Origin of the sequence: Ponticoccus litoralis (assembly GCF_039769985.1) — a bacterium.
Lineage (GTDB): Bacteria > Pseudomonadota > Alphaproteobacteria > Rhodobacterales > Rhodobacteraceae > Ponticoccus > Ponticoccus litoralis.
This window is the reverse complement of sequence record NZ_JBDNCH010000002.1, coordinates 3,351,046-3,370,937: the sequence shown is the minus strand read 5'-3', so window position 1 is coordinate 3,370,937 and position 19,892 is coordinate 3,351,046. Positions and strand designations below refer to the sequence as shown.

General features: G+C 68.6%; 14 protein-coding genes and 8 pseudogenes. 19 read left to right on the top strand and 3 right to left on the bottom strand.

All coding sequences use genetic code 11. The features are described 5' to 3' along the window. Positions 1–2 precede the first annotated feature (2 nt). The 5 genes and pseudogenes from ABFB10_RS17770 (at position 3) to ABFB10_RS17750 (ending at position 5,870) form a co-directional block, all read left to right on the top strand. A pseudogene (locus ABFB10_RS17770) lies at positions 3–1,038 on the top strand (glycosyltransferase family 2 protein). A 93-nt stretch (positions 1,039–1,131) separates the two neighbouring features. Beyond that, positions 1,132–2,301, top strand: coding sequence for a phosphoadenosine phosphosulfate reductase (locus ABFB10_RS17765; RefSeq protein WP_347167510.1), 1,170 nt, complete (start codon positions 1,132–1,134; stop codon positions 2,299–2,301). A 10-nt stretch (positions 2,302–2,311) separates the two neighbouring features. Next, a pseudogene (gene pyrC / locus ABFB10_RS17760) lies at positions 2,312–3,351 on the top strand (dihydroorotase). Positions 3,352–3,490: 139 nt separating this feature from the next. Next, on the top strand, positions 3,491–4,162 hold the full coding sequence (locus tag ABFB10_RS17755; protein ID WP_347167509.1) for an orotate phosphoribosyltransferase: 672 nt from the start codon (positions 3,491–3,493) through the stop codon (positions 4,160–4,162). A gap of 220 nt (positions 4,163–4,382) precedes the next feature. Further along, complete coding sequence (locus tag ABFB10_RS17750) at positions 4,383–5,870, top strand: replicative DNA helicase (RefSeq protein WP_347167508.1); 1,488 nt, start codon at positions 4,383–4,385, stop codon at positions 5,868–5,870. 122 nt (positions 5,871–5,992) lie between these two features. Here the strand turns inward: ABFB10_RS17750 and ABFB10_RS17745 are convergent, their stop codons facing one another. Then, entirely contained in the window at positions 5,993–6,862 is an 870-nt protein-coding gene (locus tag ABFB10_RS17745; protein ID WP_347167507.1) for an adenosylcobinamide-GDP ribazoletransferase, read from the bottom strand. A gap of 79 nt (positions 6,863–6,941) precedes the next feature. Between ABFB10_RS17745 and alr the strand changes: the two are divergent. The 5 genes and pseudogenes from alr to ABFB10_RS17720 all read left to right on the top strand — a co-directional run bounded on the left by alr (position 6,942) and on the right by ABFB10_RS17720 (position 10,558). Then, a pseudogene (alr, locus tag ABFB10_RS17740) lies at positions 6,942–7,984 on the top strand (alanine racemase). A 44-nt stretch (positions 7,985–8,028) separates the two neighbouring features. After that, a complete protein-coding gene (locus ABFB10_RS17735) occupies positions 8,029–8,763 on the top strand; it encodes an MlaE family ABC transporter permease (protein WP_347168056.1) in 735 nt (244 codons plus the stop codon). A gap of 100 nt (positions 8,764–8,863) precedes the next feature. Beyond that, positions 8,864–9,609 (top strand): annotated as a pseudogene (locus ABFB10_RS17730) (ABC transporter ATP-binding protein). A 110-nt stretch (positions 9,610–9,719) separates the two neighbouring features. Continuing rightward, positions 9,720–10,106, top strand: coding sequence for a hypothetical protein (locus ABFB10_RS17725; RefSeq protein WP_347167506.1), 387 nt, complete (start codon positions 9,720–9,722; stop codon positions 10,104–10,106). Next, positions 10,094–10,558 (top strand): paraquat-inducible protein A, encoded by a 465-nt coding sequence (locus ABFB10_RS17720; protein WP_430523050.1) that lies wholly within the window; start codon positions 10,094–10,096, stop codon positions 10,556–10,558. Before ABFB10_RS17725 ends, ABFB10_RS17720 begins: the two co-directional genes overlap by 13 nt. 273 nt (positions 10,559–10,831) lie before the next feature. On the opposite strand, the gene ABFB10_RS17715 is transcribed toward ABFB10_RS17720, so the two are convergent. Further along, positions 10,832–11,077 carry a hypothetical protein gene (locus ABFB10_RS17715; RefSeq protein ID WP_347167504.1) on the bottom strand — a complete coding sequence of 82 codons (246 nt, stop codon included), beginning with the start codon at positions 11,075–11,077 and terminating at the stop codon, positions 10,832–10,834. Between the two features lie 55 nt (positions 11,078–11,132). Here ABFB10_RS17715 and ABFB10_RS17710 point away from each other — a divergent pair, with 55 nt between their 5' ends. From ABFB10_RS17710 to ABFB10_RS17700, 3 genes and pseudogenes are all read left to right on the top strand, one after another. After that, complete coding sequence (locus ABFB10_RS17710) at positions 11,133–11,492, top strand: hypothetical protein (RefSeq protein ID WP_347167503.1); 360 nt, start codon at positions 11,133–11,135, stop codon at positions 11,490–11,492. Positions 11,493–11,698: 206 nt separating this feature from the next. Further along, a pseudogene (radA, locus tag ABFB10_RS17705) lies at positions 11,699–13,067 on the top strand (DNA repair protein RadA). Between the two features lie 39 nt (positions 13,068–13,106). Beyond that, positions 13,107–13,685: a CvpA family protein gene (locus tag ABFB10_RS17700; RefSeq protein WP_347167502.1), complete on the top strand. Its 579-nt coding sequence runs from the start codon at positions 13,107–13,109 to the stop codon at positions 13,683–13,685. A 71-nt stretch (positions 13,686–13,756) separates the two neighbouring features. Here ABFB10_RS17700 and ABFB10_RS17695 read toward each other — a convergent pair whose 3' ends face one another. Then, on the bottom strand, positions 13,757–14,965 hold the full coding sequence (locus ABFB10_RS17695; RefSeq protein WP_347167501.1) for an alpha/beta hydrolase: 1,209 nt from the start codon (positions 14,963–14,965) through the stop codon (positions 13,757–13,759). A gap of 154 nt (positions 14,966–15,119) precedes the next feature. Between ABFB10_RS17695 and ABFB10_RS17690 the strand changes: the two genes are divergently transcribed. From ABFB10_RS17690 to ABFB10_RS17665, 6 genes and pseudogenes are all read left to right on the top strand, one after another. Continuing rightward, positions 15,120–15,296 (top strand): hypothetical protein, encoded by a 177-nt coding sequence (locus ABFB10_RS17690; protein WP_347167500.1) that lies wholly within the window; start codon positions 15,120–15,122, stop codon positions 15,294–15,296. A gap of 212 nt (positions 15,297–15,508) precedes the next feature. Further along, positions 15,509–16,970: pseudogene (gene purF, locus ABFB10_RS17685) on the top strand (amidophosphoribosyltransferase). A gap of 330 nt (positions 16,971–17,300) precedes the next feature. Beyond that, a complete protein-coding gene (locus ABFB10_RS17680; RefSeq protein WP_347167499.1) occupies positions 17,301–17,630 on the top strand; it encodes an amidophosphoribosyltransferase in 330 nt (109 codons plus the stop codon). A gap of 31 nt (positions 17,631–17,661) precedes the next feature. Next, a complete protein-coding gene (locus ABFB10_RS17675; protein ID WP_347167498.1) occupies positions 17,662–18,297 on the top strand; it encodes an SDR family NAD(P)-dependent oxidoreductase in 636 nt (211 codons plus the stop codon). Between the two features lie 111 nt (positions 18,298–18,408). Continuing rightward, positions 18,409–19,192: pseudogene (gene surE, locus ABFB10_RS17670) on the top strand (5'/3'-nucleotidase SurE). Next, positions 19,189–19,831 (top strand): annotated as a pseudogene (locus ABFB10_RS17665) (protein-L-isoaspartate(D-aspartate) O-methyltransferase). The pseudogenes surE and ABFB10_RS17665 overlap by 4 nt, the downstream one beginning before the upstream one ends. The last annotated feature ends 61 nt before the right edge of the window (positions 19,832–19,892 follow it).

The window sequence follows — 19,892 nt, the reverse complement described above, 5'->3', positions numbered from 1 at the left end:
GCATGCGGATCACCGCCATCCTCTGCGTGCGCAACGAAGGCGCCTTCCTGCTCGACTGGCTGGCGCATCACCTCGCCTGCGGCGTGACGCATGTGGTGGCCCTGTCGAACGACTGCCAGGACGGCACCGACGCCATGCTCGACCGGCTGGCCGAGGTGGCACCGGTCACGCATATCCGCAACGACGGCCCCTACGACAAGGGCGGCATCCAGTTCACCGGCCTGAAACAGGCCGCCCGGGCCGAGGCCGTCCGCCAGTGCCGACTGGCTGCTGCCGCTGGACATCGACGAATTCGTCAACGTCCACGTGGGAAACCGGACCCTGCCCGCGCTGATTGCGGCCCTGCCCGAGGCCACGGCCATCACGCTGACCTGGCGGCTGTTCGGCAACGCGGGCGTGCAGCGCTACCAAGACACCCCCGTCCCGCAGCAATTCACCCGCGCCGCGCCCGAGGTGATGTTCTGGCCGTGGCGTGCCTCGATGTTCAAGACGCTCTACCGCAACGACGGCACCTACCGCCGCCCCGGCGTGCACCGTCCGCGCGGCCCGGTGCCAGAGCGCCTCGGGCAGGCCCGCTGGTTCGACGGGCATGGCCGCGCGCTGGACGAGAGCTTTCGCAGCAAGCGCCTGTTCTCGCCCTACGGGCGCCGCAACTTCGGACTCGCGCAGCTGAACCACTATCCGCTGGGCGCCATGGAAAGCTATGTGCTCAAGGCCGACCGGGGCCGCGCCGTCCATAGCGGCGACCTTCTGGGCATGGACTACTGGGTCGAACGCAACTGGTGTTGCGCCGAGGACCGGACCATCCTCGCGCTGCAGCGCACCGCCGGGCACCGCGCGACCCTTGCCGCCGACCCGCGCCTCTCGGCCCTGCACGAGGCCGCCGTGGCATGGCGCCACGACCGCTTTGCCACGCTGATGCGCCAAGAGCCCTTCCGCGCCCTCTATGCCCGCCTGCTGATGGCACCGCCCTCCGTCCCGATCCCCCGGGACCGCGCGGCGGCGCTGGCCAACCACGCCCTGCGCGGACACAATTAACCACGAATTTCCACGGCAAAACCACAATTCCGCCCAATCCCGGGGGCATTGTTTCCCCCAAACCCCAGGTTCAAGGGGGAAAGGGCACCGGGCATGACAGCGCAGGAAAACCGCTTCGCACCAGACCTCAGCACGCTCTCGCGCAGCGAATGGCTGACCGCGCTGCGGCGCATCGGCGAGGAGTTCGGCTTTGCCGAATCCCTCGGCAAGAAACACGCGGGCATCTTCGTCGAAGAGGGCGACACGCTGCTGGTCAGCTTCGAAAGCATGGGCGCGATCGAAACCCTCTCCGACACCCGCACGCCGCTGGGCTTCGACATGGTGGGCACGCGCGGCTGGTCCTCGCTGTCGCTTCTCAGCCGGGGCGACACATGGTTCCGCGACCCGGAACTCTATGCCTTCTTCGACCAGCTTCTGGACGACGGCTTCTTCGACGAATTCGAAAGGGTGATCTTCTACGGCGCGGGCCCGGCGGGCTACGCGGCGGGCGCCTATTCGGTGGCGGCTCCGGGCGCGCGGGTGATGATGTTGCAACCCCGGGCCACGCTGGACCCGCGAATGACCGAATGGGACGACCGCTTTACCGAGATGCGGCGCCAAAGCTTCACCGACCGCTACGGCTATGCCCCCGACATGATCGAGGCGGCGCAGCAGGGCTACGTGCTCTTCGATCCGCGCGACAGGCTGGACGCCATGCACGCGGCGCTCTTTGCGCGACCGAACGTGGCACGCCTTCGGATGCCCTTCATGGGCACCACCCTGCAGGCCGACCTCAGGACACTGGACCTGCTGCCCGCGCTCCTGAGCGCCGTGGCCGAGGACCGCCTGACCACCGAACACTTCGCGCAGCTGATGCGCATACGCCGCGACCACCCGCCCTACCTGCGCAGGCTTCTGGCCCGCCTCGATGCCGAGGGACGCAAGGGGCTGGCCCGCAGCCTCTGCCGGAACGTGGTCGCCCGGATGGAAGCCCCCGCTTCCGCCGCCGCCTCGCCCAGCTCGAAGCCCAGAAAGACTGAACCACACCTCCGCTTCTCTGGTCTTCAAAATACCCTCGGGGGGGCGCGCGCAACGTGCGGGGGCAGAGCCCCCTCCGACGCCGCCACGGGCGACGCCCTTCCACCCTCTTCTCCCCCGCAAGGACCGCCGCGGCACCGCCCCTCTGACGCGCGCGAAGGCACGGCCCCTCCCTCCGCCGCGCAACCGCGCAAACCCCGCCGCTTCGGCGCTCGCACCTCTGGCGCGCCGCCCCCCGCATGCTAACGCGGCGGCCATGACCCAGATCACGATCCGCCGCCCCGACGACTGGCACCTGCACCTGCGCGACGGCGCCATGTTGCGGGCTGTCGCCCCCGAAAGCGCCCGCCACTTCGAGCCGCGCGATCATCATGCCGAACCTCGTGCCGCCGGTTGTCACCGGCGATCAGGCCGCCGCCTACCGCGACCGCATCCTTGCCGCGCTCCCGGAGGGCAGCGCCTTCGAACCGCTGATGACGCTCTACCTGACAGAGACGACGGATCCCGACGACCTGGCCCGTGCCCATGGCGACGGGCTGATCTCCGCGGTCAAGCTCTACCCCGCCGGCGCCACCACCAACTCCGCCTCGGGCGTGCGCGACTTCGACCGGGTCCGCCCGGTGCTGGAGCGCATGGCAGAGATCGGCTGCCCGCTCTGCGTACACGGCGAGGTCGTGGACGCCGACATCGACATCTTCGACCGCGAGGCGGTCTTCATCGACCGCGTGCTCGACCCGATCCGCCGCGCCACACCCGGCCTGAAGGTGGTGATGGAGCATATCACCACCGCGCAGGGCGTCGATTACGCGCGCGCGGGCGGCGACACCACTGGGCGCGACCATCACCACGCATCACCTCGTGATCAACCGCAATGCCATCCTCGTCGGCGGGATCAAGCCGCATTACTACTGCCTGCCGGTCGCCAAGCGCGAGGAGCACCGCCTGGCGCTGCGCGCCGCCGCGACCTCGGGCGATCCCTCCTTCTTCCTCGGCACCGACTCGGCCCCGCATGTCGATCCGCTGAAGGAAAGCGCCTGCGGCTGCGCCGGTTGCTTCACCGCGACCAACACCCTGTCGATCCTCGCCGAGGTCTTCGAACAGGAGGGCGCGCTCGACCGGCTGGAGGCCTTCACCTCCCTCAACGGCCCGCGCTTCTACGGCCTGCCCGCATCCGAGGACCGCGTGACCCTGACGAAGGGCGCGCCCGTCGCCTACCCCGCGAAGATCGACACGGCGGATGGCCCTGTGACCGTCTTCGACCCGATGATGCCGCTGCACTGGCACGTCACGCCCTGACGCGGGCGGCAAAGCGCCTTCCAAGGCGCTTTCACCGCGCCTGCACGCGCGGTCCAAGGCCCTTCGAAGGGCCTTGCCCCCACCCGGCAGAACCGCCTATCCCCGAAACCGACCCGCCACGCCCCCGGAGACCGCGCTCATGATCCCCTCGACCTACCCCTCGCCCGAAGAAATGGCCCGCCTGACCGCCCGCATGCTGTGGGAAATCGAGGCGGTGAACTTCATGGCGGACGAGCCGTTCAAGCTGGCCTCGGGACAGCTCTCGCCGGTCTACATCGACTGCCGCAAGCTGATCTCCTTCCCGCGCATCCGCTCGACGCTGATGGACTTCCTGACCGTCACGGTCATGCGCAACGCCGGTTTCGAGGCCTTCGACAATATCGCCGGCGGCGAGACCGCAGGCATTCCCTTCGCCGCGCTGGTGGCGGAACGCATGGCCCTGCCCATGACCTACGTGCGCAAGAAGCCCAAGGGCTACGGCCGCAACGCCCGCATCGAGGGCGCCATGACCGAGGGCCAGCGCGTGCTGCTGGTCGAGGACCTGACCACCGACGGCGGCTCGAAGCTGTCTTTCGTGGATGCCATCCGCGACACCGGCGCCACCTGCGCCCATACGGCGGTGATCTTCTACTACGGCATCTTCCCCGAGACGATCAAGACGCTGGGCGACCACGGCGTCGCGCTGCACCACCTCTGCACCTGGTGGGAGGTGCTGGCCGAAGCGCCCGAGAAACACAGGGCCGTGCTCGGAGAGGTCGAATCGTTCCTGAAGGATCCGCAGGGCTGGCGCGCCGCCCGCGCCGACGCCTGAGCGCGGGACACCACTCCCCCGGCGGCCTCTTGCCTGTGACTGTCCGGTCACAGCCCTGCGCCGCCGGGACCAGATATTGACGCACCACCCTGACAGGTGGCAAGATGCGGTAGCCACCCCGCGCCGGGGTTTATCCCCAGAAACATACATTTTGCCTCTGCGCGGGCGGCGTTGATAGGTCACCCGCCACGGGGCAGCAGATGGGGGACAGGCAGGGCAGATGAACGAGATCGCGACAATCAACCCGACCGGCGTGCAGGTCGAGGCGGTCGAGACCATGCCGCATTCCATCGAGGCCGAGCAGCAGCTTCTGGGCGCCATCCTGACCGACAACGAGGTCTTCGACCGCGTCGCCTCGGTCATCAATGCCAACCATTTCTACGATCCGGTCCACCGCCGCATCTACGAGATCGCGGCGGCGCGGATTTCCAAGAACAACCTCGCCTCTCCGGTGACGCTCAAGGCCTTCATGGAGGACGACGAGGGCCTGAAGGAACTGGGTGGGCCGGCCTATCTCGTGCGGCTTGCGGGCGCCGCCGTCTCGACCTTCGCGGTGCGCGACTACGCGCAGATGATCTACGACCTCGCGGTGCGCCGCGACCTGATCCGGCTGGGCCGCGACATCTCGGACCGGGCCTCCAAGGTGGACGTGAAGTCCGAGCCCAAGGAACAGATCGTCGAGGCCGAACAGGCGCTTTACAAGCTGGCGGAACAGGGCCAGTCCGAGAGCGGTTTCCAGAGCTTTCTCAAGGCGGTAACAGAGGCCGTCAATGTCGCGAACGCGGCCTACCAGCGCGACGGCGGGCTGGCGGGCATCTCGACCGGGCTGACCGACATGGACAAGAAGCTGGGCGGCCTGCACCCCTCGGACCTTCTGATCCTCGCCGGGCGCCCCTCGATGGGCAAGACCTCGCTGGCGACCAACGTGGCCTTCAACATCGCCAAGGCCTATCGCAAGGGTGAACGCCCCGACGGCAGCTTCGGCGCGCTGGACGGCGGCGTGGTGGGCTTCTTCAGCCTCGAAATGAGCGCCGAGCAGCTGGCGGGCCGGATCCTGGCCGAGGCCTCGGAGATCTCCAGCCACAAGATCCGCCAGGGCGACATGACGGAGCAGGAATTCCGCCGCTTCGTCGAGGCCGCCAAGACGCTGGAATCCTGCCCGCTTTACATCGACGACACGCCAGCCCTGCCGATCAGCCAGGTCGCGGCGCGGGCGCGCCGCCTGAAACGGACGCATGGGCTGGACCTGATCATCGTCGACTACCTGCAGCTTCTGCGCGGCACCGCCGACAACCGGGTGCAGGAAATCGCCGAGATCTCGATGGGCCTGAAGGCCATCGCCAAGGAGCTGAACATCCCGGTCATCGCCCTGTCCCAGCTGAGCCGCGCGGTGGAAAGCCGCGAAGACAAGCGCCCGCAGCTGTCGGACCTGCGGGAATCGGGCTCGATCGAGCAGGACGCCGACGTGGTCATGTTCGTCTTCCGCGAGGAATATTACGTCGAGCGCGAGAAGCCCGGCGATCACGAGCTGGACAAGATGGCCGATTGGCAGGACCGCATGTCGCGCCTGCACGGCAAGGCCGAGGTCATCATCGGCAAGCAGCGTCACGGCCCCATCGGCACCGTCGAGCTGTCCTTCGAGAGCCAGTTCACGCGCTTCGGCAACCTCGTGAAACCCTGGCAAGCCGAGGGTGGCGACAGCTTCTGACCCGGTTTCGCCGCGCTTTGCGCGCCGACCGGGTGGGGGCTCTGCCCCCGCGCGCTGCGCGCGCCCCCCGAGGTATTTGGAAGACCAGAGAAGGCGGGCACGCGCGCGGGGCTTCTCTGGTCCTAAAAATACCTCTCTTCGGAACAGGTCTTGCCGCCGGGCGCGCCGCTCAAAGGGCGCGTCAGCCCGTCAGAGCCAGAGCGCGAGGCCGAGGTAGAAGCCGACTTCGCCCATCTGCTGCGCGGCGCCAAGGCAGTCCCCGTCCAGCCGCCGATGCGGCGGATAAAGAGGATACGGACGACCTGGGCGCAGAGCACCGCGGCCACGAAGCCGAAGAGCGTTGCAAGGGGGCCGACCGCAAGGACCAGCGGCACCATCAGGACCAGCGTGCTGGCCAAGGCGATGCGGTAGCCGTCCGGCGTCACATTAGGCATCAGCGCCCGCAGGCCGACGAGGTGGGCCGAGGTATTGCGCGCCATGACATGCACCACACCCATGCGCGCCACCCCATGCGCGGCGATCAGCGCCAGCCCCGCCTCGAGCGGCGGCATGGCCGCCAGCAGGGCCACGCGCAGCGCCAGCACCAGCCCCAGCGCCAGGCCGCCGTAGGTGCCGAGGCGCGCGTCGTTCATGATGTGCAGGGTCTGGTTGCGGTCCCGGCCCGCGCCCAGCCCGTCCGCCGCATCCGCCAGCCCGTCCTCGTGGAAAGCCCCCGTCACCACGATGGCCGCGGCCACGCCCAGCAGCACGGCGACCATGCCCGGCAGGACCGCCGATGCCAGCCACAGCACCGTCGCGGCGATGCCGCCCACAAGGGCGCCGACCGCGGGCTGGTATTTCACCGCCCGCACCGTCAGGTCGTCGCTTTCGGGCAGATCGGCCGGCACGGGCAGGCGCGTGAGATACCCCAGCGCCATGAGAAACAGCGTCCCCTCCAACCGCAAGGTCCTGTGCAGCTCCATGGTCTCTCCGTCCCGTTGCACAGCGATCATAGGCGGCAGGGTCCCGCCCGCAAGCGGGCACGCGCATTTCGCACTTGACCCGCGCGCCCATCCTGCCAAAGACGAGGCCATGGCACAGGCAAGACTTTCCATCGATCTCTCGGCGCTTTGCGCGAACTGGCGCATGTTGCGCGATGCCGCCCCCTCGGCCGAAGCCGGGGCCGTGGTCAAGGCCAACGCCTACGGGCTGGGGCTGGACCGGGTCGCCCCCGCCTCGGCCGGGGCCGGGGCGCGCAAGTTCTTCGTCGCGGTCGCCGAAGAGGGCGCACAGCTGCGCGAGATCCTCGGACCGGGGCCCGAGATCCACGTCTTTTCCGGTCACATGGCGGGCGATGCGGCGCTGATCCGCGGCGCCACCCTGATCCCGATGATCAACGGCATCGACCAGATGCTGCGCCACGTCGAGGGCCTGCCGGGCCACCCCTTCGGGATCCAGCTCGACAGCGGCATGAACCGGCTGGGGATGGAGCCGGTACGAGTGGCAGGCGCTGCGCGACATCGCCACTGGCGCAGGGGCCGCGGCTGGTGATGTCCCACCTCGCCTGCGCGGATGAGCCGGACCACGAGATGAACGCCCGGCAGCTCAGCGCCTTCCGGGCGATGACCGACGGCATCGAGGTGCCGCGCTCGCTGTCTGCCACCGGCGGCATCCTGCTGGGGCCCGACTATCATTTCGATGTCACGCGGCCCGGCGTCGGCATGTATGGCGGCCTGCCGCTGGTCGGCGCGCAGCCCGTCGCGCATCTGTCGATCCCGGTGATCCAGACCCGCGAGGTCCTGCCGGGCGAGACCGTGGGCTACGGCAACACCTGGACCGCGCAGGCCCCCACCCGCGTCGCCACCATCGCGGGCGGCTACGCCGACGGCATCCTGCGGGCAATCGGCGCCGAGGGCTGGCTCTGGACCGGAGAGACCCGCTGCAAGATCCTTGGCCGCGTGTCGATGGACCTGATCGGCGTGGATGTCTCGGCGCTGGATGGCGATCCCGAGTGGCTGGAGCTGCTTGGCCCGCACCAGGGCGTCGACCAGCTGGCCGACTGGGCCGGAACCATCGGTTACGAGGTTCTGACCTCTCTGGGGGCGCGCTACGCCCGGGACTACGTCCTCTCGTGAGCCTCGCCGCGCCCTTCGGCGCCCTGGGCCGCGCGGTGCTGGGCATGCTCTCTGCCGTGGGGCGGGTGACGCTCTTTGCGCTTGCGGCCCTGACGCAGATCCTGCGCCCGCCCTTCTACGGGCGCGAGGTCGCCGGGGCGCTCTTGCAGGTCGGCTGGCTGTCGCTGCCGGTGGTGGGACTGACCGCGGTCTTCACCGGCGGCGCGCTGGCGCTGCAGATCTATTCCGGCGGATCGCGTTTCAACGCAGAGGCGGTGGTGCCGCAGATCGTCGCCATCGGCATGGTGCGCGAGCTTGGCCCGGTTCTGGTCGGGCTGATGATCGCGGCGCGGGTGACCTCGAGCATCGCCGCCGAGATCGCCACCATGAAGGTCACCGAACAGATCGACGCGCTGGTGACCCTGTCGACCAACCCGATGGGCTATCTCGTGGCGCCCCGGGTGCTGGCGGCGCTGGTGACGGTGCCGCTGCTGGTCGGTGTCGGCGACGTGATCGGCATCTTCGGCGGCTACGCGGTGGCCACCGGCACGCTGGGCTTCAACGCGGCGGGCTACCTGACCAACACGGTGAATTTCCTCGAACCGCTGGACGTTGTTTCCTCGCTGGTCAAGGGCTGCGCCTTCGGCGGCATCGCGGCGCTGATCGGCTGCTATTTCGGCATGACCTCGGGGCGCGGCGCGCAGGGCGTGGGCCGCGCCACCAAGGGCAGCGTCGAGGCCGCCGCCGTGCTGATCCTTGCGGCGAACTTTCTGCTCACCGGGGTGTTCTTCTCGCTATGAGACCCTGCCGTGACATCCGCCCCGGGCGCCAAAGCGTCTTCGAAGACGCTTTGAAAGCGCGTTCGAACGCGCTTGCCCCCGCCCCGCAGGAGCGCGCCGCATGATCGAACTCACCGGGCTGCACAAACGCTTTGGCGACAATGCCGTTCTCCGGGAGTCGATCTGACGATCCCGCGCGGCAGTTCCATGGTGATCATCGGCGGCTCCGGCACCGGCAAGTCGGTGCTGCTGAAATGCATCCTTGGGTTGGTGACGCCGGATGCGGGCACCATCCTGCTCGACGGACAGGATGTGACCACGCAGGACCGCGACGCCTTCCTCGCCCGCTTCGGCATGCTGTTTCAGGGCGGCGCGCTCTTCGATTCCCTGCCGGTCTGGCAGAACGTCGCCTTCCGCCTGCTGCGCGGACGGCTGGCGCGGTCACGCGACGAGGCCCGCGCCATCGCCATCGAAAAGCTGCGCCGGGTGGGCCTGAAGCCCGAGGTGGCCGACCGCCTGCCCGCCGAGCTCTCGGGCGGCATGCAAAAGCGCGTGGGTCTGGCCCGTGCCATCGCCGCCGAGCCCGAGATCATCTTCTTCGACGAACCCACTACCGGGCTCGACCCGATCATGGCCGGAGTGATCAACGACCTGATCCGCGAGATCGTGACGGAAATGGGCGCCACGGCCATGACCATCACCCATGACATGTCAAGCGTGCGGGCCATTGCCGACGACGTGGCCATGCTGCACGGCGGGGTGATCCGCTGGACCGGCCCCGTCGCCCGGATGGACGACAGCGGCGATCCCTATGTCGACCAATTCATCACGGGGCGCGCGACCGGCCCGATCGAGACGGTGCGATGACGCGGCTCCCGGCCCTCCCCCGTGGCGCGCCGGCCGATCGGCGCGCAGGGTCGCACCCCGCCGTCCGGCACGGGCCTGTCCTGCCATCCCCCCGCGACAGAGGCGTTGTCATGACCCCGTTTTCCGGCGATCCCGACCTTCTGCTGACCTTCCTTGCCTTCAAGCGCTTCGTTTTCCTCGAGGTGCTGGCCGTACTTGCGCTGCTGCGGGTGATCCTCGGCCCCGGACTGGCGCGCTGGCCCGCGCTGGTGGCGTTCGGCCTTTCCGTGGCGGGTGTCGCGACCACCTTCGCCCCCGCGCTTGGGCTGACCGGCACGGCGGGCTACGCGCAGGCCGCGCGGGCCATGGCGGAAGGCGGCGGCATGGCCGCGCTTCTGGTGCCCGCCACGCTTTACGCGATCTCGGCCATCAGCCCGCGCGCGCGCTGGCGCTGGATGGACGCGGTCTTTGCCCTGCTGCTGGCGGTGCTTCTGGGGCTCTGGTGGTGGACCTCCTGAGCCGCGCCGCAACGCTGGCGCGCTGGAGCAACCTTCTGCTTTTGCTGCTTTATCCGCTGTCCTGGACCGCGCCGCTTCTGAAAGCCGGGCTTCTGCCGCTGTTCGGGATGAGCGAGATCAGCGTTCTGTCGGGTCTGGCCTCGCTGTGGCAGAGCGACCGTTTCCTCGCGCTTGTCGTCGCGCTCTTTGCGCTTGTGGCGCCGATGGCCAAAACCGCCGGCCTTGCGCTTGTCAGCTTCGGCCTCGCCCCGCGCCGCTGGCTGCCCGCGCTCATCGCGCTGGGACGGCTTGCCATGGCCGATGTCTTCCTGGTGGCGCTTTACGTGACGCTGGCCAAGGGCCTTGGCGTGGGCCGGGTCGACACCGCCTGGGGCCTGTACCTGTTTACCGGCTGCATCCTTGCCTCGCTGCTGTTCGGCACCGTCGAAAAGACCCTGACACAAAACAGGTAAACAAAGCGTTTACGTTTTTAGGGAACAAAAGATCCCTCCTTCGCGTACCATAGGCATAATCTTGCTCAAAGAGGTGCCGGGTTCAGCGGCATCCGACGGGGGAATGTCATGACGACCATGGTCCGCAGGGGTGCCGAATTTATCCGCCTTGTCCTGCAACGCGTGGCCTTCGCCGCCACGATCGCCGTCACGCTTGTCCTGCTGGGGCTGACCCTGGCCGCAGCCCTGGGCTACGCGCCCTGGCTTACCCTGCCGGTCGGCTATGGCGAGACCTTATATACCGATGCCGGTCAGGCGATCCAGATCGGGATGACCGTGCTGGCGGTGCTGCTGTGCTACCACCTGCCGACCAATGCCCGCATCATGGCGCTGGAAAACTCGCACCGGTCTTTCCACATGGGCATGCGCGACATCGCCCAGGCCTATGCGCTGTCGCACCGCTGCGACCGCGAAGGGGTGTTCACCCTGAAAGGCGAATTCGATTCGATCCGCGAGCGCATCGCCTTCCTGCGCGATCATCCGGACCTGTCCGAGCTGGAACCCTCGGTGCTGGAGCTGGCGGCACAGATGAGCCATGTCAGCCGAGGAGCTGGCCGAGACCTACTCGGACCGCAAGGTCGCCCGGGCGCGGGATTTCCTGATCGCGCGCCAGCAGGAGGTCGAGACCTTCAACGAAAGGCTGGAGCAGGCCAAGGCGGCGGCCAACGAGATCCGCAGCTGGGCGATGCAGGTGGACCTCGAGGAGGCGGTCGCCCGCGCCCAGCTGGACCGCATGCGCGCGTCGCTGGCGGATATCCTGCCGGAGCTGGACCCCGCGCAGCCGGAGGCCCCGGCGCCGGAACCGCAACCCGACGCCGGGATCGAGCCGATCCGGACCGCGGAGGCCCCGGCCTATGACGACAGGGTGACACCCCTGCCCCGCGCCGCGGAATAGCCGGGCGCGTATCGGTGGCGGCGGTGCCGCGGGGGCTCTGCCCCGCTCGCTGCGCTCGCCCCCCGAGGTATTTTTCAGACCAAAGAAGAGGGATCGGTACGGGCGCCGGGGCCGGGCAGCGCGGTTGGAGGCGGCTGTGCCGCTGGGCATTGGCGCCGGGGCGGCGATCGGGCATAAGCGGCGCGATCGCCGTTGAAGGAGGCCCGATGGCCAAAGCCGCCGCCCGTTTCGTCTGTCAGTCCTGCGGGGCCGTGACCTCCAAGTGGTCGGGCCGCTGCGAGGCCTGTGGCGAGTGGAATTCCGTCGCCGAGGAAGCGCCGCTGTCGCAGGGGCCCTCGGGCAAGACGCTGGGGCAATCGCGCGGCCGCACCCTGCCGCTGTCGGACCTCTCTGCCAAGGAGGCGCCGCCGCCGCGCACCGCCTGCCGCATCGACGAGCTGGACCGGGTGCTGGGCGGCGGGCTGGTGCCCGCCTCGGCGGTGCTGGTGGGCGGCGATCCGGGCATCGGCAAGTCGACGCTTTTGTTGCAGGGGGCCGCGGCCTTTGCGCGCGCCGGGCTGAAGGTGGTCTATATCTCGGGCGAGGAGGCCAGTGCGCAGGTGCGCCTGCGGGCGCAGAGGCTGGGCTTGCAGGACGCGCCGGTGCAGCTGGCGACCGAAACCAACCTGCGCAATATCCTGACCACGCTGGACGAACACCGCCCCGACCTGGCCATCGTCGATTCGATCCAGACCATGTGGGCCGACAATGTCGACAGCGCGCCGGGTTCCGTTTCGCAGGTGCGGGCCTCGGCGCATGAGCTGACCACTTTCGCCAAGCGCACCGGGTCCTCGGTGGTGATGGTGGGCCATGTCACCAAGGACGGGCAGATCGCCGGGCCGCGCGTGGTCGAGCACATGGTCGACACGGTGCTCTATTTCGAGGGCGAGCGCGGTCACCAGTTCCGCATCCTGCGCTCGGTCAAGAACCGCTTCGGCCCCGCCGACGAGATCGGCGTCTTCGAGATGACCGGCGGCGGGCTGGCCGAGGTCACCAACCCCTCTGCCCTCTTCCTGTCCGAGCGCGGAGAGCCCTCGCCCGGATCGGTGGTCTTCGCGGGCATCGAGGGCACGCGCCCGGTGCTGGTCGAGTTCCAGTGCGCTGGTGGCGCCGACGCCCCATTCGCAGCCGCGCCGGTCGGTGGTGGGCTGGGACGGCTCACGCCTCGCGATGATCCTCGCGGTGCTCGAATCGCGCTGCGGCATCCCGTTTTCGGGCCTCGACGTCTATCTCAACGTCGCGGGCGGGTTGCGCGTCAGCGAACCCGCCGCCGATCTGGCGGTGGCCGCCGCCCTGCTTTCCGCCGAGGAAGACGTCAGCCTGCCGCCGGAAACCGTGGTTTTCGGAGAAATCTCGCTATCCGGCGCGCTCCGCCCGGTCAGCCAGTCCGAAAACAGGTTGAAAGAGGCGCAAAAACTTGGTTTCTCCACCGCGATCCTGCCGAAGGGCGGCAAGCCCGGTTCCGCGGGCGACATGAAGCTGTCCCTGATGGGCGACCTGACCACATTCGTGGGCGATGTCTTCGGCGCAGGCTGAGACGGCAGGCAAGGAAAAGAAGAAAGGCGAGCGAGGCTGATGGAAGGCTTTACCGTTGTCGACGGCGCAGTGGGCGTCATCATCGTGCTATCGGCGCTGCTGGCCTATTCGCGCGGTCTTGTGCGCGAACTCATGGCGATTCTCGGCTGGGTCGCGGCGGCTGTCGTGGCCTTCATGTTCGCCGCACAGGTGCAGCCGCTGGTGAAAGAGATCCCGGTGGTCGGCGAATTCCTGTCGGACAGCTGCGAGCTGTCGGTGATCGCCGCCTTCGCCGCCGTCTTCACCGTGGCGCTGGTGCTGGTCTCGCTGTTCACGCCGCTGTTCTCGTCGCTGATCCAGCGCTCGGCGCTTGGCGGGCTGGACCAGGCGCTGGGGTTCCTCTTTGGCGTGGCGCGCGGCATCCTTCTGGTGGCCATCGGCTTCTTCGTCTACCAGACGGTGATCACCGCGCAGGACATCCCCGCCATCAACGACTCGCGCTCTGCCGCCGTCTTCTCGCGCTTCACCGACCGCATCGAGGAACAGAACCCCGAGCAGGCGCTGGGGTGGATCACCACCCAGTACGAGGCGCTGGTGAGCGTCTGCGAAGCCCCCGCCGCACCGGTTTCCGACAGCTGAGGGCGCGGGGCACCCTGCCCCGCCACCTGTCACCTGTCGCCCATCACCTGTCGCCGGACCGGAGTTGTCCGTCAATCCGCGAGGAAGGCGTCCACCGCATCCATGAGCCGGGCAAACCCCGGCTCGTCCGGCATCAGGATGTGGTTCTGCCCCTCCAGCGGCAGCAATTGCGCGTCCGGCAGATGCTGCATCAGGTGCTGCGCCTGTCCGAAGGGATGCAGGCTTTCGTGGCGCACATGGGCGACCAGAACCGGGCAGCGGACCTGCGCCAGCACCGGCGTCACCTCGAATTGCGCGATCACCGAGCGGATCTCGACCGCGCGCTCGGCGCTGGCTGGATCGCACTGCAGATCGACGAAGGCGCGTATCTGTTCGGGGCTGGCCGTGGGCAGGAAGAGCGAGACGAAGGCCCGCATGTAGCCGCCCTCGGGCTGGCCCCAGCCCAGCCGCAGCATGGTCGCCATGGCATCGGTCATGCCCGCCTTCCGCGCCCCGGGGCGCATCGCCGCCCCCTGTGCCCAGCCGCCATAGCTGACGATCCGGCGCACCCGGTCGGGATGGCGCGCGGCAAAGGTCAGGCTGACCGGGACGCTCTGGGACGAGGCAAAGATATCGAAGCGATCCAGCCCCGCCGCATCGGCCACGCAGGCGAGGTCGTCGACGAAGGCATCCAGCGACTGAGGCCCGCAGGCCGGGCCCGAAACGCCGGTGCCCCGGCCATCGTAGCGCACCAGATGGCGCCCGCGTCCCATCCGCTCCAGCCATGGGCCCCAGATCGGGCTGTCCGGATCGCGGTCGAGATTGGTCAGCCAATGGCCCGCCCGCAACAGCGGCGGCCCCGCGCCGCTGGCGCTCCATGCAAGGCGGCTGCCATCCGGCGCCCTGGCCATGCGCATCCGCCCCGGTGTCGCGAGGCGGGGTGTCGGCACCGCAACCGGCGGCTCCGGCACCGTGGGGTCCGGTGCGGCTGCGGTACAACGGACCTCGGGCACCAGTTCCAGCCCGACGCGCGGCACCGTTCGGATGATCGCCTGCGCGCGCCCCGTATCGCCGACGGCGGCACGGGCGGCACTGATGCGGGCGCCGACCGTCGCCTCGGATACGATCTGCCCCTTCCAGACGCGTTCTATCAGGGTGTCCTTGCTGACCACGGTCCCCGCCCGCTCGGCCAGCAGCGCCAGCAGCGCGAAGACCTGCGGCTCGACATGCACCGGTGCGCCGTCGCGGGTCAGCCGGTGACGCGCCAGGTCAAGACAGAGAGAGGCGAAGCGGTACTCCATGGCACCAGCTAACCGCAAAGCGCCCGCCCGACCAAGCCCGCACCCGGACCTTTGGCAAATCACAAGGGTTTCTCGGGGAAACCGCAAGGCGGTCTTCAAGCGCGGCGGCGGACCGCCTGCCATCCTGGGGGCACAGCGCCGAAAGGAGATCCCCATGCACATCACCGAAACCCCGATCCGCCTGCGCCGCGACGGCAGCATCGACACCGCCTACTACATGCAGCGCGGTCGCCTCCTGCGCAGCCGGGCGGCCCATGACCTTGTGACCGCCCGGAAGAAGACCACGCGCGCCAGGCAACGCGGGTGGCTGTGGGGGCTGTTGCCGAATTGAAGCGCACAGAACGGACGGCACCGCGGGCCGACCCGGCACGGTCACCGAAAACCCACGGGGGTTCTCCGGCGAGCCGGGCAACAGCCATCCGGGCCCTGCGACCGGAACACGCGCACCGCCTCTGTGATAGTTCCGTGACACCGGCGAAGATACGGCCTATGGAGGCTCCGTAAGTAGCCATGGATTCGGAGCGCGCTTTGTCCGACCGCCACATGCCCCCAGCCCATCCCTTCGATGACGACAAGCTCCGCGAGGAGTGCGGCGTCTTCGGCGTCGTGGGTGTCACCGACGCCGCCAACTTCGTGGCGCTGGGGCTTCACGCCCTTCAGCACCGCGGACAGGAAGCCGGGGGGATCGTTTCGTATCACCCCGACAAGGGCGGCTTCAATTCTGCCCGACGCTTCGGCTATGTCCGCGACAGCTTTACCAAGCAGTCGCTGATGGAGACCCTGCCCGGCGCCGTCGCCATCGGCCACGTCCGTTATTCGACCGCCGGGTCGAAGGGTCAGACCGCGATCCGCGACGTCCAGCCCTTCTTCGGAGAGTTCTCGATGGGCGGCGCGGCGATCGCCCATAACGGCAACATCACCAATGCCAATGCCCTGCGGCGCGAGCTGATCGAGCGCGGCTCGATCTTCCAGTCGTCCAGCGACAGCGAATGCATCATCCACCTGATGGCGCGCTCGCTGCAGCGCGACATCCCCAGCCGGATGGAAGACGCGCTGCGCCGGGTCGAGGGCGCCTTCAGCGTCGTCGCCATGACCCGGACCAAGCTGATCGGCGTGCGTGACCCCTTGGGCGTGCGCCCGCTGGTGCTGGGCAAGATCGGCGACGGCTGGTGCCTGTCCTCCGAGACCTGCGCACTGGACATCATCGGCGCCGAATACGTGCGCGAGATCGAGCCCGGCGAGATGGTCGTCATCACGCAGGAAAACGGTGTCGAATCGCAGCACCCCTTCCGCCCGCAGCAGCCGCGCTTCTGCATCTTCGAACATGTGTATTTCTCGCGCCCCGATTCGATCATCGGCGGCCGCAGCGTCTATGAAACGCGCCGCCAGATCGGTGTGGAACTGGCCCGCGAGGCGCCGGTCGAGGCGGATCTGGTCTGCCCCGTCCCGGACAGCGGCACCCCCGCCGCCATCGGCTATGCCGCCGAAAGCGGTATTCCCTTCGGCCTCGGGATCACGCGGAACCAGTACATGGGCCGCACCTTCATCGAGCCGACGGAACAGATCCGCAACATGGGCGTGCGGCTGAAGCTGAACGTCAACCGTGCGCTGATCCGTGGCAAGCGGGTGATCCTCGTCGACGACTCGGTGGTGCGCGGCACCACCTCGCGCAAGATCAAGGAAATGATCCTCGACGCGGGCGCCGCCGAGGTGCACTTCCGCATCGCCTCGCCGCCCACCGCATGGCCCTGTTTCTACGGCGTCGACACCCCCCAGCGCGAGATGCTGCTGGCCGCCACCATGACCGAGGACGAGATGTGCGGACATCTCGGCGTCGATTCGCTGAAGTTCATCTCGCTGGACGGTCTTTACCGGGCGGTGGGCGAATCGGGCGGGCGCGACCCGGAGCGTACCGCAATATTGCGACGCCTGTTTCTCGGGCGAGTACCCGGTCAAACCGGCAGACATGATCAAGCAGGGCTTCAAGCTCAAGGCCGCCCAGTAAGGCCAGCCACCGCCCTGTTTTTTTCTTTCAGCGTAGCCGTCCCCGGGGGCGGCCGTTTTGCCGCGTGGCCTTTACAGCGTCCCGGACGGCCCGCCGGCCCTGCCTTCCTCTTGCCACCCGGCCCGGGTCAGACCGTGCCGCGCGACCCTGCCATACAGGGCCTGCGCCTGCGGCACGCCGTCGCCCCGCGCGGCCTTCTGCCGATGTTTTTCCGGGCTTCGGCACCCCGGCGCCCATGCGCTGCGGGCTGTCTTTCGCACATGCAGCAAGGCCTGTATCAGCCCCCATCGCGCCGCGGACAGCGGCACCCAGAGACACCGGGACCAGCCCATGATACTGACCAAATCCCTCCGCCCCCTTGCCCGTCCCGACGGGTTCGACGCCCGCGCCGCGCAGGTCGTCCCCGCCGCCGCCAGCAACGACACCGTGGCCCGGGCCGCCACCACAAGCGCGCCGATCCCGCGCGCCGAACCCATGCTCATCGGCATCTTCGGCAGTTCCGACGACGCCTCTGCGCTTGTCCGCCTGCCCTCGGGCAAGATCGCCGAGGTGTCCAAGGGCAGCCGCCTCGGCCGCGATACCGTCGTGGCGGTGGCCGAGGACTCGATCATCCTTCAGCGGGGCAAGAAGGCGCACCGCCTGTCGATGCCGGACGCTTGACCTTGGCGCCAAAGCCGCTGAAAAGCGCCTCATGACACGGATCGCTCTTATCACCGGCGCCTCGCGCGGACTGGGCTTCGCCCTCGCCGAGGCGCTTTCGCCCGAGTATCACATCGTCGCCGTGGCCCGCACGGTCGGCGGTCTCGAGGACCTCGACGACCGCATCAAGGCCAAGGGCGGAGAAGCGACGCTGGCGCCGATGGACGTGTGCAACCGCGATGCCATGGCGCATCTGTGCCGATCGATCCACGACCGCTGGGGCGGCATAGGTCTTTGGGCGCACACGGCTGTTCACGCGGCCCCCCTGACGCCCGCACCGCATATGGACGCCAAGGACTGGAAGAAGTCGGTGACCACCAATATCGATGCCATGGGCCACCTGATCCCCTTCGTCGCGCCGCTTCTGGGCGATGACGGCACCGCGCTTTTCTTCGACGACCCGCATGGCGGAGAGAAGTTCTACGGCCACTACGGCACCACCAAGGCGGCGCAGATCGCGCTGGCCCGGTCCTGGGCGGCGGAACAGGAAAACTTCGGCCCGCGCATCCGCATCCTGACGCCCCAGCCGATGGAAACCCACACCCGCGCCCGGTTTCACCCCGGCGAGGACCGCGCCCCGCTGGCGCAGCCCTCGGCAGAGGCCGCGCGTCTGCTGGCGTTGCTTTAGAACCCCACATCTTGCCGCATTGCGCGCGGTGATTCCCTACAGTTGGTACGCGCCGCTTGCCCCGGCGCGCCCCTTCCCATAGGAAGGGCACAGGCTTAGACGAGCGGTTTCATGCGCATTCTCATCACCAATGACGACGGCATCAACGCCCCCGGCCTCGCGGTCCTGACCGAGATCGCGACAGAGCTCGCGGGGCCCGACGGCGCGGTCTGGACCGTCGCCCCGGCCTTCGAACAGTCGGGCGTCGGGCACTGCATTTCGTACACCCACCCCACGATGATCGCGCAGATGGGCGAGCGCCGCTTTGCCGCCGAAGGCAGTCCCGCGGACTGCGTTCTGGCCGGTCTGCACGATGTCCTTGCCGAGACCCCGCCGGACCTGATCCTCTCCGGCGTGAACCGTGGAAACAACTCTGCCGAGAACGCCCTGTATTCCGGCACGCTGGGCGGCGCCATGGAAGGCGCGCTTCAGGGCATCCTCTCCATCGCGCTGTCGCAGTACTTCGGCCCCGACAATGCCGAAGCTTCCGACCCCTTCGAGATCCGCGCGCGTCCATGGCGCCCGCGTGGTGCGCCAGATCCTCGAAAACGACCGCGTGGACCCGGGCTACCGGCTCTTCTACAACGTCAACTTCCCCCCGGTCCCGGCGGCGCAGGTCAAGGGCACCCGGGTCGCACCGCAGGGCTACCGCCACGCGACCGGCTTCAGCGTAGAGCCGCACAAGTCTCCGTCGGGGCGGCGTTTTCTGTGGATCAAGGGCGGCGACCAACGGGCCGCCACCGACGCGGGCACCGATGCGGACCTCAACCTGAAGGGCTATATCAGCGTCACGCCGATGCGCGCCGACCTGACCTGCCACGCCACGCTGGACGCGTTGCGAGACCGCCTGACATGAGCTTCGATGGCGAAGCCAAGATGCAGTTCCTCTTTGCCCTCCGCTCCAAGGGCGTGACAGACACCACGGTTCTGTCGGCCATGGAAAAGGTCGACCGCGGCGCCTTCATCCGCGGCTATTTCGCCGAACGCGCCTATGAGGACATGCCCCTGCCGATCGCCTGCGGCCAGACCATATCGCAACCCTCGGTTGTGGCCCTGATGACGCAGGCGCTGCGGGTCGGCCCCCGCGACAAGGTTCTGGAGGTCGGCACCGGCTCTGGCTACCGAGGCGGCGATCCTGTCGCATCTCGCCCGGCGGGTCTATACCGTCGACCGGCACCGCAGGCTGGTGGCCGCCGCCCGCGCGGTCTTCGATACGCTGGAACTGACCAATATCACCGCCTTCACCGCCGACGGCTCTTTCGGGCTGCCGGATCAGGCCCCCTTCGACCGCATTATCGTGACCGCCGCGGTCGAGGATCCGCCCGGGCCGCTCTTGGCCCAGCTCAAGATTGGCGGTATCATGGTGCTGCCGGTGGGACAGTCCGACACCGTCCAGCACCTGATCCGGGTGACGCGGCACGAGGGCGGCTTCGAATACGACGAATTGCGCCCCGTGCGTTTCGTGCCCCTCGTCGAGGGGCTGGGCAAGGATTAGACCGCCTTCGGCGCGGTGCAGTGACGTCCCGGCACAAGGGGCGCATATGAGGAAATCGAGA